At 65.5% G+C, this 12,787-nt stretch carries 9 protein-coding genes; 3 read left to right on the forward strand and 6 right to left on the reverse strand.

The features are described from left to right. Nucleotides 1–31 precede the first annotated feature (31 nt). Nucleotides 32–4,273, forward strand: a complete 4,242-nt coding sequence (locus tag U4Y88_RS17735) for a bifunctional nitrate reductase/sulfite reductase flavoprotein subunit alpha (RefSeq protein WP_321785404.1) — start codon at nucleotides 32–34, stop codon at nucleotides 4,271–4,273. A gap of 54 nt (nucleotides 4,274–4,327) precedes the next feature. Here the strand turns inward: U4Y88_RS17735 and U4Y88_RS17740 are convergent, their stop codons facing one another. Further along, the gene (locus U4Y88_RS17740) at nucleotides 4,328–4,519 is read right to left on the reverse strand and encodes a hypothetical protein (protein WP_321785406.1); all 192 of its coding nucleotides are present in this window, start codon (nucleotides 4,517–4,519) and stop codon (nucleotides 4,328–4,330) included. 242 nt (nucleotides 4,520–4,761) lie between these two features. Here U4Y88_RS17740 and cynR point away from each other — a divergent pair, with 242 nt between their 5' ends. Continuing rightward, nucleotides 4,762–5,664, forward strand: coding sequence for a transcriptional regulator CynR (gene cynR, locus U4Y88_RS17745; protein WP_321785408.1), 903 nt, complete (start codon nucleotides 4,762–4,764; stop codon nucleotides 5,662–5,664). A gap of 21 nt (nucleotides 5,665–5,685) precedes the next feature. Here cynR and U4Y88_RS17750 read toward each other — a convergent pair whose 3' ends face one another. From U4Y88_RS17750 to U4Y88_RS17760, 3 genes are all read right to left on the reverse strand, one after another. After that, complete coding sequence (locus tag U4Y88_RS17750) at nucleotides 5,686–5,910, reverse strand: hypothetical protein (protein ID WP_321785410.1); 225 nt, start codon at nucleotides 5,908–5,910, stop codon at nucleotides 5,686–5,688. Nucleotides 5,911–6,076: 166 nt separating this feature from the next. Beyond that, nucleotides 6,077–7,048, reverse strand: a complete 972-nt coding sequence (locus U4Y88_RS17755; RefSeq protein ID WP_321785412.1) for a sensor domain-containing diguanylate cyclase — start codon at nucleotides 7,046–7,048, stop codon at nucleotides 6,077–6,079. Between the two features lie 160 nt (nucleotides 7,049–7,208). Next, nucleotides 7,209–8,123: a LysR family transcriptional regulator gene (locus U4Y88_RS17760; protein WP_224009772.1), complete on the reverse strand. Its 915-nt coding sequence runs from the start codon at nucleotides 8,121–8,123 to the stop codon at nucleotides 7,209–7,211. Nucleotides 8,124–8,267: 144 nt separating this feature from the next. Between U4Y88_RS17760 and U4Y88_RS17765 the strand changes: the two genes are divergently transcribed. Beyond that, nucleotides 8,268–8,732: a GNAT family N-acetyltransferase gene (locus U4Y88_RS17765; RefSeq protein WP_321785414.1), complete on the forward strand. Its 465-nt coding sequence runs from the start codon at nucleotides 8,268–8,270 to the stop codon at nucleotides 8,730–8,732. Between the two features lie 113 nt (nucleotides 8,733–8,845). On the opposite strand, the gene U4Y88_RS17770 is transcribed toward U4Y88_RS17765, so the two are convergent. Continuing rightward, the gene (locus U4Y88_RS17770) at nucleotides 8,846–11,089 is read right to left on the reverse strand and encodes an NADP-dependent isocitrate dehydrogenase (RefSeq protein ID WP_321785416.1); all 2,244 of its coding nucleotides are present in this window, start codon (nucleotides 11,087–11,089) and stop codon (nucleotides 8,846–8,848) included. A 733-nt stretch (nucleotides 11,090–11,822) separates the two neighbouring features. Next, nucleotides 11,823–12,647, reverse strand: coding sequence for an alpha/beta hydrolase (locus U4Y88_RS17775; RefSeq protein ID WP_321785419.1), 825 nt, complete (start codon nucleotides 12,645–12,647; stop codon nucleotides 11,823–11,825). Nucleotides 12,648–12,787: the final 140 nt, after the last annotated feature.

The following is a 12,787-nucleotide window of genomic DNA, read 5'->3' on the forward strand; positions in this document are numbered from 1 at the left end:
CCTCGATCACACCAGCCAGGCCCGAACGCGCATGACCAGCCCGAAGTCCGCGAAAACCGTCAAGACCGTGTGCCCATACTGCGGTGTGGGCTGCGGCATGATCCTGCACGTCGAGGATGGCGCGGTCACGAAGATCGCCGGCGACGCCGAGCATCCGACCAACTTCGGACGTCTGTGCACGAAGGGTTCGTCGGCGCACGTGGCGCTGCGCAATTCGGGCCGTCTCGAACGCGCGTTCGTGCGTCACGCGCGCGACGAGGACCCGGTGCCGCTACCGATCGCCCAGGCGATCGCCGACACGGCCGCGCGGTTGCGCGCGACGCTCGACGCGCACGGCCCCGAAGCGCTTTCGTTCTACGTCTCGGGCCAGATGTCGATCGAGGCGCAGTACCTCGTCAACAAGCTCGCGAAGGGCTATGTCGGCACCAATAACATCGAGTCGAATTCGCGCCTGTGCATGGCGAGCGCGGGCAGCGGCTACAAGCTCTCGCTCGGCGCGGACGGCCCGCCCGGTTCGTATCAGGACTTCGACAAGGCCGATCTGTTCTTCGTGATCGGCGCGAACATGGCGGACTGCCATCCGATCCTGTTCCTGCGCATGATGGACCGCGTGAAGGCGGGCGCGAAGCTGATCGTCGTCGATCCGCGCCGTAATGCGACTGCCGACAAGGCCTCGCTGTTCCTGCAGATCAAGGCGGGCACCGACCTCGCGCTGCTCAACGGTCTGCTGCATCTGCTGCACGAAAACGGCCGCACAGATGCCGCTTTCATCGCGCAGTACACGCAGGGCTGGGACGAGATGCCCGCGTTTCTCGCCGACTACACGCCGGAGAAAGTCGCGGAAATCACCGGCATTCCCGCCGACGACATCCGCCGCGCGGCGCAGATGATCGGCGACGCGCCCGAGTTCATGACCTGCTGGACCATGGGCCTGAACCAGAGCACGCACGGCACCTGGAGCACCAACGCGATCTGCAATCTGCATCTCGCGACGGGCAAGATCTGCCGTCCCGGCAGCGGGCCGTTTTCGCTCACGGGCCAGCCGAACGCGATGGGCGGGCGCGAGATGGGTTATATGGGTCCGGGCCTGCCGGGCCAGCGCTCGGTGCTCTCGGAGGAAGATCGCGGCTTCGTGGAAGACGCGTGGTCGCTGCCGCGCGGCACGCTCACGACGAAGCTCGGCGGTGGCACCATCGACATGTTCGAGCGCATGGCGGCCGGCGAGATCAAGGCGTGCTGGATCATCTGCACGAATCCGGTGGCCTCGGTCGCGAACCGCAAGAACGTGGTGGCCGGTTTGCGCGCCGCCGAGCTCGTGATCGCGCAGGACGCCTTTCTCGACACCGAGACCAACGCCTACGCCGACGTGCTGCTGCCCGGCGCGCTCTGGGCCGAGGCCGAAGGCGTGATGATCAATTCCGAGCGCAACATGACGCTCATGCAGCAAGCCGTCGAGCCGCCGGGCGAAGCGCTGCCCGACTGGGAACTGATCGCGCGCGTGGCCTGCGCGATGGGTTACGAAGACGGATTCAGCTACGCGAGCGCGGCGGAAGTGTTCGACGAGATCGTCGGCTTTTCGAATCCGAAGACCGGTTATGACCTGCGCGGCGCGAGCCACGCGAAGCTGCGCGAAACGCCGCTGCAATGGCCGTGCGCGCCCGCCGATGTGCAAGGCACGCAGAACGAGCGCAATCCGCTGCGCTATCTGAACGACGGCGTGAGCCAGACGCTGCGCGAAAACGCCGACGGCACGCGCCCGCGTCTCGCGTTCGCCACGCCGCACGGCAAGGGCGTGTTCTTCGCGCGTCCGCACGTCGCGCCCGCCGAACTACCCGACGGCACCTTCCCGATCGTCTTCAATACGGGCCGATTGCAGCATCAGTGGCACACCATGACCAAGACCGGCAAGGTGGCGATGCTCAACAAGCTCAATCCGGCGCCGTTCGTCGAGATTCATCCCGAGGATGCGAGCGCGCTCGGCATCGCCGCGAAGGATCGCGTGGAAGTGCGTTCGCGGCGCGGCCGCGTCGTGCTGCCCGCCGTCGTGACCGATCGCGTGATGCCCGGCAACTGCTTCGCGCCGATGCACTGGAACGACGTGTTCGGCGACGAACTCTGCGTGAACGCCGTCACCAACGACGCCATCGATGCCGTTTCTCAGCAGCCCGAACTAAAATTTTGTGCAGTCGCGCTGACGCGCGTCGAAGCCGAAGCCGTGCCCGCACCCGGCACCGCCGCGCCCGACGCCCAACCGACTCCCGAGCGCGCCGCCGCTCCACTGCTCCAGGAAAGTACCATGTCCCGCGAAGTGACCCACGACGGCGCGCGCCTCGACGCGTTTGCGAATCTGTTTGGACTGGGCGAGCTGGCCGCGCCGTCGCTGAACGAGACGGAACGGCTCTGGCTGGCGGGTTTCGTCGGCGGCTTGCGTGCGTCGCAGTCGCGCGGCGAGGCGGTGCCGTCGCTGCCCGCGCATGCGCCGTTCGCGCCCGCCACGCGCGCGTGGCTCGACGGCACGCTGGCGGGCTTGTTCAGCGTCGGCGCGCCCGCCGCGCTGGAATCGTCGCAATCGACGCAATCGACGCAGGGCAATCACGCGATTCACGCGCTGCAAGGCGACAAGGCTTCGGCCGTGCGCATCGCGCATGCGCGTCCGAAAGTGACGCTGCTGTGGGCCTCGCAGACCGGCAATGTGGAGTCGCTGGTCGAGCGTTACGCGATGCAGCTGATGGAGTCGGGCTTCGAAATCCGCGCGACCTGCATGGCCGATTATTCGCTGGAGACGCTGGAAAAAGCCCAGTACGTGCTGCTGATGACCAGCACGTTCGGCGATGGCGATGCGCCCGACAACGGCGAGCCGTTCTGGTCGGCGCTGAAGGCGGAGAATGCGCCGCGCCTCGCGTCGCTGCGCTATGCCGTGCTGGCGCTCGGCGACCGCAACTACGATCAGTTCTGCGGCCACGGCCGCAATCTCGATGCGCGGCTCGACGCGCTCGGCGCGCAACGCCTGATGGCGCGCGTGGATTGCGACAGCGAGTATCAGGAGGCCGCCGACGCGTGGCTCGATCGCGTGGTGTTGCGCATCAAGGAAGAGGACGCGGCGCTGCACGCGGTGCCCGCCGGCGGCGCGATTCCCGAGGCGCTGCCCGGCAGCGCGCCGACCAAGGCGCGGCCCGCCGCGTCGCGTCTGATCGGCAACGTGCGCCTGAACATGAAGGGCGCGTCGAAGGACACGCGTTACTTCTCGCTCGCCACCGGCGAGGCGGGACTCGAATACGAAGCGGGCGATGCGCTCGGCGTGTGGCCGACCAACTGCCCGGCGCTCGTCGATGAACTGCTCGATCTCACGCATCTGCACGGCGACGCCTCGGTGGACGTGCCGGGCGCGGGCACGATGCGTCTCGCCGAGGCGCTCGCCACGCACTACGAAATCGCGCGGCCCGGTCCCGACGCGCTGGCCTTCGTCGCCGCGCGTGCCAAGGACACGGGACTCGCGGCGATGCTCGGCGAGGACCGCAAGGGCGACCTCAAGCAATGGCTCTGGGGCCAGCAGCTCGCCGACGTGCTGCACGAATACCCGGTCGAACTCTCGGCGCCCGAACTGATCGGCATGCTCAAGCGACTTCAGCCGCGCCTCTATTCGATCTCGTCGAGCCCGAAGGCGCATGCGGGCGAAGTGCACCTGACGGTCTCGGCGGTGCGCTACAACAACGGCCGCCGCGAGCGCAAAGGCGTGGCGTCGACGTTTCTCGCCGACCGCGTGGCCGAAGGCAGCGTGCCGGTGTTCGTGCAGAAAAGCACGCACTTCCGTCCGCCGCGCCATGGCGATACGCCGATGATCATGGTCGGCCCCGGTACGGGCGTCGCGCCGTTCCGCGCCTTCCTGCACGAGCGCCGCGCGCGCGGCGACTCGGGCAGCAACTGGCTGTTTTTCGGCGAGCAGCACGCGGCCACCGACTTCTACTATCGCGAGGAACTGGAGCAGATGCGCGACGACGGTCTGCTCAATCGCCTCGACCTCGCGTTCTCGCGCGATCAGCAGGACAAGATCTACGTGCAGGACCGCATGCGCGAGCAGGGCGCACAGATGTGGTCATGGCTCGAAGAGGGCGCGCATCTGTACGTCTGCGGCGACGCGAGCCGCATGGCCAAGGACGTGGATGCCGCGCTCAAGTCGGTGGTCGCGCAGCATGGCGGCATGAGCGACGAGGCCGCCAGTGAATACGTCGGACAGATGGCGCGCGACAAGCGCTATGTGCGCGACGTCTATTGAACGCGGGCGCGCATTTCAGCTGACGTTATCGCGCTCATTGAGGCCATCGAGCCGTTACGGCAGCGCATGCCGATGACGGCGCACGCGCCGTTCGCCCCGCGCACGCGTGCTCGCCGGACGGCCCGGCGCGGTGCCGAGCGCCGCGTAGCGGCCGTGCTCGGCGCTCTTTTTCGCGAGCGTATCCGGCAACAGGATCGCGCACAGGAAGGTCAGACTCGCCCCCGCCGTGACGGCGACGGCGGACATCGCGAAAGCTTCGAACATCCTTTCCCCCGACGGTAGAATGAGGGCGCGCCGAGGTTTGGCGCGCACGACCCCATTTTGCGCAGCGCGCCCGCGCGCGTCCAAGACGTTATTGCGATCGGCACGATAAGCGCGCCTTATGATTGGATTGCCGCGTCGCTGCGGGCGGATGTGGCGTCGATGTCGGACAATCGAAAGGTGCGCCGAGAACACCGCTGAGCCCAATCCAGGAGACCGCCGCCTTGATGCTTCGCCCGATCCGCTACGTGCTCACCGTGGCCGAGTTGAAGAATTTCACCCGCGCGGCCGAGGTGCTGCACGTCTCGCAGCCGGCGCTTTCGCAGCAGATTCGTCAGCTCGAAGAAGAACTCGGCGCGGCGCTGTTCGACCGCAGCGGCCGCGCGATCAGCCTCACCGATTTCGGGCGCGTCTATATCGAGCACGCGCGCAAGGCGCTCGATCATCTCGACGCGGGCAAGCGCGCCTTGCAGGACGTGCGCGGCCTCACGCGCGGTTTGCTGCGTCTCGCCTATGCGCCCACCTTCGCCGAATATCTGATCGGTCCCGCGCTGCGCCGTTTTCATGCGGCGCATCCCGCCATCGCCGTGGAAGTGAGCGAGCTGCCGCTCGAAGAAATCGAATCGCGGCTCGAACGCGACGCGCTCGATCTCGGCATCGGCTTTACCGATGTGCGCTCCGAACAGCTGCACACCCAGCCGCTTTTCGCGGAGCCGATCTCGCTGCTGGTCGGCACGGGCCACGCGCTCGCGCGGCGGCGCAAGCCGGTCACGGCGCAGCAGCTTCAGGACGTGCCGCTCGCACTGTTGAGCCCGGATTTCGTGGTGCGTAAATTCGCCGATGCCTATTTTCGTGCGCACCAGATTAGCCCACCCGTGATCGTGCAGGCCAATGCCGTGGGCACCGTGCTCAAGCTCGTGAAGGACGGCGCGCTCGCGACCGTGCTGCCTTCCACGGTGCTGCGCGAGCATCGCGGACTCGCCAGCGTGCCGGTCACGCCCGCGCTGCCGCAACGCACGGTGGCGCTGCTGGCGCGCAAGCGCGCGACGCCCACGCTAGCCGCGAGCGCCTTCACGACGCTCCTGATGGCGATGATCGAAGAAGAGGGCCTGGAGCGCGTAAGCGCCTGAAATAGCGGGCTGCTAGGGCGTTCAGCGCGCGCGGCCGCGCCAGATTTCGTGGCCCGCGCAGGTCGCGAGAAACACGCCGAGCAGGATGGCGGCCACCGAAGCCGATTGAACGTCGGCGTTCGCGGCACTGTCGCTCGCCAGCGCGCGCAACCAGAGTCCCGCGCCCGCCGCCGTGGCGGCGAGTCCGACGGCCAGGCCGGTCGCGGCCATCATCGTGCGCTCGCGCGCTTCGTGTAGTGATTTCATCATGTCGATCCCCGACGAACGTAGTCATCGTGTGCACGCAAAAAGCGTGCCGCACGTCATGACGATACGTCGCCGGAAGTCGGACGACATCCGCGGACAAAAATAGACGCCGCGAAAAACATGCGAAAAACGCATGATGGGCTGGTGGCGCGCCTGGCGCCCGTTGTTATCGACGCTCGCTGCCCGTGGCGCGCTTTTGCTGATACATCGAGGTGTCGGCGCGCACCATCAAGTCGTCGATCGATCCCGTGAAGTCGCCGCCGGCCGCCGCGTTGCCGACGCTGCAGCGCAGTTCGTAGGGCTTGCGCGCCGTGCGGTTGAACACGTCGAGCTGCGTGCGGATGCGTTCGATGGCGGCGAGCGTGCCGGCTTCGTCGGCGTCGCCGAGCAGCACCGCGAACTCGTCGCCGCCCAGCCGGCCGATCACGTCGCCTTCGCGCAATGCGGTCAGCAAGATCGTTGCGAACGCAACGAGTGCGTGATCGCCTTCGGCGTGACCGTAGGTGTCGTTGATCTGCTTGAAGCCGTTGAGGTCGAGATAGAGCAGCGAGACGGGCCGCTGCGCGCAGCGGCGCATGCGCAACGATTGTTCGGCGAGCTGCTTGAAGCCGCGCCGGTTCGACAGGCCGGTGAGCTCGTCGGTGGTCGCCATCTGCGTGGCGGCGATTTCTTCCTGCGCCATGTCGGCGAGGTCGCGCAGCACCACGCGTTCTTCGTCGTCGAATTCGCGCGGGCGGCTGTCGATCAGACAGAGCGTGCCGATCCGCATCTGCTGTCCGGCCGAGAGCGGACAGCCCGCGTAGAAGCGGATGTTCGGCGCGCCCGTGACGAGCGGGTTGTCGGCGAAGCGCACGTCGGTGCGCGCGTCGCTGACGAAGAAGAGGTCGTCGCCGAGAATCGCATGGCCGCAGAACGAGACGTCGCGCGGGGTTTCGGAGACGTCGAGACCCGGATGCGACTTGAACCATTGACGCCGCGTGTCGACGAGCGTGACGGCGGCGATCGGCACGTTGAACAGACGTCGTGCGAGGCGCGTGATGCGGTCGAAGCGTTCCTCGGGTTGCGTGTCGAGGATCTGAAACGACCGCAGTGTCTCCACACGCTCGGCTTCGTTTTCCGGTGCAGACGGTCGGAGCATGAGTGAGGGCGATGTGAACGATGGGAGTTTCGATTCTAACGCCAGGCGTCTGTCGAAGGCGAGTTATGTGGCGTGCCGCCGTTCGAAATCGCTGCGTTCGCAAGCAGAATCGAATGCTGGACGAATCACTTAATTCGCGCTCGACTCGCGCTTGTTGGGTTTAAGCGCTTTGAATCGATGCACAGGTTTCAAAGAGCAATGCGCGTGCCCAGCGCCGCGCCGGATCGCGATGCGTACGTTCGTGCCACGCGGCGGTCTTCGTGAAGCCGGGAATTTCCAGCGGCGCGGGCAGCACGGCGAGGCCTTCGGCGCGCTGCGCGAGACGTTGCGGGACCACGGCGATCAGATCGCTCGCGCGCAGGATCTCGGGCAGCACGAGAAAGCTCGTGACCGAGAGCGCGACGCGGCGCGTGCGGCCATGCTGCGCGAGCGCTTCGTCGGTGACACCATGAAAGCCGCCGCCCGTGTACGACACCAGCGCATGATCGAGCGCGCAAAAACGCGCGAGCGTGATGCGTCCGCGCGCGGCATCGGGATGATCGGCGCGCATCACGCACACATAGCGTTCGTCGAACAGACGCCGCGCGTGCAGATCGGCGGGCGTGCTCTCGGGCGTGACGAGCGCCACGTCCACGTCGCCGCGCGCCAGTTGCGCGTGCAGCGATGGATCCTGCACCGGCACCACGGCCACGCGGATGCCCGGCGCTTCGCGGCGCAGCACCGCGAGATACGGCGCGACGACGGCTTGCAGCGCGTAGTCGGTGGCGGCGAGTGTGAGCGTGAAGTCGGCGCTCGCGGGATCGAAGGCTTGCGGCGTGAGCAGCGTTTCCACTTCGCCGAGTATCTGCTTGAGCGGCGCGACGAGTTCGAGCGCGCGCAGCGTGGGCGCGATGCCGCGCTGGGTGCGGATGAACAGCGGGTCGTCGAAGGCTTCGCGCAGGCGCACGAGCATGCCGCTCACGGCGGGCTGCGTGAGCGCGAGACGGCGCGCCGCGCGCGTGACGTTGCGCTCGTCGAGCAGGGCGTCGAGCGCGCGCAAGAGGTTCAGGTCGATCGTCCTGATATCGGCGGGCATGATTTCAGATTTGCTGTGTCATCGAGATGGATGATTTCAGCATAACGGGTTGCGAGGCGGCCGTCCAGCACGCGAGGTCGGCAGGATAGCGAAGTAATCGGGTACGATGAAGGCGTGCTATGAACGATAACGAGGAGCCCGTTCGTGCCGTCCGCCGATTTCGCCATCCGTCCCGTTGAGGCCGCCGATCATGCCGCGTGGCTCGCGCTCTGGCAGGCCTATTGCCGTCACTACGACGTGACGCTCGACGAGCGCGTGACCGCGCGCACGTGGTCGCGCATCGCCGATCCTGCGGAGCCGATTCACGCGCTGATCGCACACGGTGAGAGCGGTGAGCCGCTCGGTCTGTGCAACTACGTGCTGCATCCGAACACATGGAGCGACCAGCAAGTCTGCTATCTGGAAGATCTCTACGTGGCGCCGGAAGGGCGCAGAAAGGGCGTGGCCACGGCCTTCATCGAGCGGCTGCGGGAGATCGGCGAGCGCGAGCACTGGTTTCGCCTCTACTGGATCACGAACGAGGCGAACGAAGCGGCACAGGCCGTGTACGACCGCATCGTGCCGCGCAGCGGACATATCCGCTATGAAATCGCGCTGAATAAAAAGTAAGTATGTCGAATTAATTTCGAGCTCAAAAAAACGCCCTTGCAGCGTGATGCTGCAAGGGCGTTTTTGCGTGACGCTCACGACGCCCCGCGCAAGGCGAGGCGCATGATCGACACTTACTTCGCTGCGGCTGCGAGCGCGTCGTTGAACGTCTTGCTCGGACGCATGACTTCCGCGAGCTTCGCGAAGTCAGGCTTGTAGTAGCCGCCGATGTCGACCGGCTTGCCCTGAACAGCGGCCAGTTCGCCGACGATCTTCTGCTCGTTCTCGGCCAGTGCCTTCGCGAGCGGCGCGAAGTGAGCGGCGAGTTCCGCGTCGTCCTTCTGCGCGGCCAGCTCTTGCGCCCAGAACAGCGACAGATAGAACTGGCTGCCGCGGTTGTCCAGCTCGCCGGTCTTCGGCGACGGGCCCTTGTTGTTGTCGAGCAGCTTGCCGGTGGCGGCGTCGAGCGTCTTCGCGAGCAGCTTGGCGCGCGCGTTGTTCGTCTTGATGCCGAGGTCTTCCAGCGAGACGGCCAGCGCGAGGAATTCGCCGAGCGAGTCCCAGCGCAGGTGGTCTTCCTGAACCAGCTGCTGCACGTGCTTCGGAGCCGAACCGCCGGCGCCCGTTTCGTACATGCCGCCGCCGGCCATCAGCGGAACGATCGAGAGCATCTTCGCCGACGTGCCCAGTTCCATGATCGGGAACAGGTCGGTCAGGTAGTCGCGCAGGATGTTGCCGGTGACCGAGATCGTGTCCAGGCCGCGGATCACGCGTTCGAGCGTGTAACGCATCGCGCGAACTTGCGACATGATCTGGATGTCGAGGCCCGTCAGGTCGTAATCCTTCAGGTAGGTTTCGACCTTCTTGATCACTTCGTTTTCGTGCGGACGGTACGGGTCGAGCCAGAACACGGCCGGCGTGCCCGAGTTCTTCGCGCGCGTGACGGCGAGCTTGACCCAGTCGCGGATCGGCGCGTCCTTCACGAGGCACATGCGCCAGATGTCGCCTTGCTCGACCGGCTGCGTGAGGGCTTCGAGCACTTCGCCGGTGGCGTTGTCGACGATGCGCGCCGTGCCGTCCTGCGGGATTTCGAAGGTCTTGTCGTGCGAACCGTACTCTTCAGCCTTCTGCGCCATCAGGCCGACGTTCGGCACCGTGCCCATGGTCTTCGGGTCGAATGCGCCGTTGGTCTTGCAGAAGTTGATGATTTCCTGGTAGATGCGCGCGAACGTGCTTTCCGGGATCAGGCACTTCGTGTCGGCCGGACGGCCGTCGGCGCCCCACATCTTGCCGCCTGCGCGAATCATCGCGGGCATCGATGCGTCGACGATCACGTCGTTCGGTGCGTGCAGGTTCGAGATGCCCTTGGCCGAATCGACCATCGCCAGCGCCGGACGGTGCTCGTGGCACGCGTGCATGTCGCGGATGACTTCTTCACGCTGCGATTCCGGCAGCGCTTCGATCTTCGTGTACAGATCGACCAGACCGTTGTTGACGTTCACGCCCAGTTGTTCGAACAGCTTGGCGTGCTTCGCGAACGCGTCCTTGTAGAACGTGCGCACGGCGTGGCCGAACACGATCGGGTGCGAGACCTTCATCATGGTCGCCTTCACGTGCAGCGAGAGCATGATGCCCGTCTTGCGCGCGTCTTCCATCTGGTCTTCGTAGAAAGCCAGCAGCGCGGTCTTGCTCATGAACATGCTGTCGACGATCTCGCCGGCTTGCAGCGAAACCTTCGGCTTGAGGACGATGGTCTCGCCGCTCTTCGTCACGAGTTCCATGCGCACTTCGCGCGCCTTGTCGGTCGTGATCGACTTTTCGCCGTGGTAGAAGTCGCCATGCTTCATGTGCGCGACGTGCGTGCGCGAAGCCATGCTCCACTCGCCCATGCTGTGCGGGTGCTTCTTCGCGTAGTTCTTGACGGCCAGCGGTGCGCGGCGGTCCGAGTTACCTTCACGCAGGACCGGGTTCACGGCCGAGCCGAGGCACTTCGAATAGCGCTTCTGGATGGCCTTTTCTTCGTCGGTCTTCGGATCTTCGGGGAAGTCGGGGATCTTGTAGCCCTTGCCCTGCAGTTCCTTGATCGCGGCGACGAGCTGCGGCACCGATGCGCTGATGTTCGGCAGCTTGATGATGTTGGTTTCCGGCAGTTGCGTCAGACGGCCCAGCTCAGCCAGGTTGTCGGGGACGCGCTGCTCTTCCGTGAGGAATTCCGGAAACTCGCCGAGGATACGGCCCGCCACGGAAATATCGCTGGTCTCGACGTTCACGCCGGCCGGCGCAGCGAAGGTGCGGATGATCGGCAGAAACGCGCTGGTGGCGAGCAGCGGCGCTTCATCGGTCAGGGTATAGATGATGGTGGGTTGCTGGGTACTCATCGGCTTCTTGGCGGGTTCTCAAACAGGGTGGTGACACCACCGGCTGCGCGCAGTCGGCGAAACACCTGGATTTTGCCTGATTTTGGAGCGGCCCGGGGGCCAATCGAACAAGGATTTCATATGGTGAAATTGCGTTGCGTGGCGTCGTTTCGTCACGAAGACGTCGCGTTTGGCGTGTTCGAGCGGGGCGCGCGCTGAAAACGTTATCGCGCCAAGTGGCCGTCGCATAAGGGTTAATGGCGTGTCGAGGGCGTTCCGGCGGCCTTCCGCGCCCATTTTCGTTTTGGCCCTCGATTCTTTGTCAAGCTGGTAAAGACCCTTGCGAAAAGCCGACCGAATCGGCCAGTCTTATAGAAGAATTTTTTTCCGGGACAGATCGTTTCGGGGGGCGTTTTCCTGGTCGTTTAGTGGGGTATTGGTCGTGCTGCAATGCGCAAAACGATCGGCGCCGGACCGGGACGCGGTGCGGATATCGATTGCCTTGCGAATTATTGGAGGGGGCGATACGGCGATCGAGCGCGGATTGTGCGTGTGCGCAAAAGCGAAAGGACGCGCGCGAAGATGCGCTGGACTGGATCGCGGGCGGGGCGGTTGTGGCTGTGGCGATCGGTGCAGTCGTTGCGATCATCGCGCTCGCGCCGCGCGTGTGCCGCAACGTATGCGAACGAGCTGCGCGAGATGGATCGGCACGCGGGGCTTGCGGCTTTTGCGCAAGCGCCCGCGTGGCAGACGCTTACTTGCGGTTCAAAAACGCCAGCAGATCCGCGTTGACCTGATCGGCCATCGTCGTGCACATGCCGTGCGGGCCACCCGGATAAATCTTGAGCGTGGCGTCCTTGACGATCTTCGCCGAGAGCTTGCCCGCGTCGTCGATCGGCACGATCTGGTCGTCGTCGCCGTGCAGGATCAGCGTGGGCACGTCGATCTTCTTCAGGTCCTCGGTGTAATCGACTTCCGAGAATTCGTGCACGCATTCGTAGAGCGCGAGGATGCCGCCCCACATGCCTTGTTGCCAGAACGAATCGATGGTGCCCTGCGAGACTTTCGCGCCTTCGCGATTGAAGCCATAGAACGGCACCGCGAGATCCTTGAAGAATTGCGAACGATCGTCGACGACGCCCTTGCGGATGCCGTCGAACACCTCCTTCGGCAGCCCGCCCGGATTCTTTTCGCTCTTGATCATGATCGGCGGCACTGCGCCGATCAGCACCGCGCCCGCGACGCGCTTCGTGCCGTGACGGCCGATGTAGTGCGCGACTTCGCCGCCGCCCGTCGAATGGCCGACGAGCGTGGCTTCTTTCACGTCGAGCTTGTCGAGCAGGTCGGCGAGATCGTCGGCCCAGGTGTCCATGTCGTTGCCCTTGGCGGGCTGGTCCGAACGGCCGTGGCCGCGGCGGTCGTGCGCGATGGTGCGAAAGCCCTGCTGCACGAGAAACAGCATTTGCGCGTCCCAGGCGTCGGCCGTGAGCGGCCAGCCGTGGGAGAACACGACCGGGCGTCCGCTGCCCCAATCCTTGTAGAAAATCGACGTGCCATCGCGAGTGGTGAACGTGCTCATGTGCAGCTCTCCTTGTTCAAGCCGGGGAAGAAACGACGAGGGGAGTGACGCCGGAGCCGCGAGGTTTCGCGACGCGCTGCGTGGCGGCGTGGCGAAGGCTGCGTCCGGCGCCAGAGGTCATGCGCGATCAGACGGATTCA

Origin of the sequence: Paraburkholderia sp. J94 (genome assembly GCF_905220285.1) — a bacterium.
GTDB classification, from domain to species: domain Bacteria; phylum Pseudomonadota; class Gammaproteobacteria; order Burkholderiales; family Burkholderiaceae; genus Paraburkholderia; species Paraburkholderia tropica_A.